Source organism: Ureibacillus suwonensis, from assembly GCF_042655065.1.
Taxonomy (GTDB): Bacteria; Bacillota; Bacilli; order Bacillales_A; family Planococcaceae; genus Ureibacillus; species Ureibacillus suwonensis.
In genome coordinates this window covers 1-726 of the sequence record NZ_JBHSNQ010000102.1, presented here as the reverse complement: position 1 = coordinate 726, position 726 = coordinate 1, and the positions used below count along the sequence as shown (strand labels likewise).

Sequence of the window (726 nt, the reverse complement as noted above, 5' to 3'; positions counted from 1 at the left end):
TGTAACCGTCAAGTAGAATTAAACAATTTTCCACAAATAATTTTAAACAGTTTTCTACAATTAAGATTCAACAGTTTGCTAAATTAAAATAATACCTTTCTGTATTTCATACGAATGCTATCCGTTTCGTTATCGAAAGTGATAATTTCACTCCTATGTAATAAACGGTCAAGTATAGCTGTTGTTAAAGTAGGATCACCAAGAAATTTTCCCCATTCATTTGGCCCTTTATTAGAGGTTAGAATGAATGCTGCTTTATCATATAAATCATAGATAAACTGGAAAAATAGATTGGCTTCCTGAGTCTCGTAAGTCATGTACATGACATCATCAATAATAATTAAATCCGAAGCTATAATACGTTTGTAGCGTATTTTAGATTTATTGATATATTCTTTTGTTTTTAAAATATACATAAGCTGATTCATGGAGACAAAGGATACTTTGTATCCTCTCTCCACAGCGTGTATTCCTAATGCAACGGATAAATGTGTTTTTCCTGCTCCTGTTGGTCCCATCAAAATTAAAGTAAAAAATTCTTCAATCCAATTCAGTTCTTTTAATACATTTAGTTGTTTTTCACCAAGAGCTGTTTGTTCCTTCAAATCATAGGTATCAAACGTCAATATTTCTGGGAACTCTGCCCATTTCATTAATCTCTCATTATTTTTCTGCTCTCTACATCGCATCTCATAGCTTAAGATTTCATAAACCAGTTCATGATAT

At 31.4% G+C, this 726-nt stretch carries 1 protein-coding gene; it reads right to left on the bottom strand.

Going from position 1 to position 726, the window contains the following annotated elements:
- Positions 1-83 precede the first annotated feature (83 nt).
- Positions 84-726: IS21-like element helper ATPase IstB (istB, locus tag ACFPOH_RS10840; RefSeq protein ID WP_390309646.1), on the bottom strand; the 643-nt coding region annotated here is incomplete at its 5' end.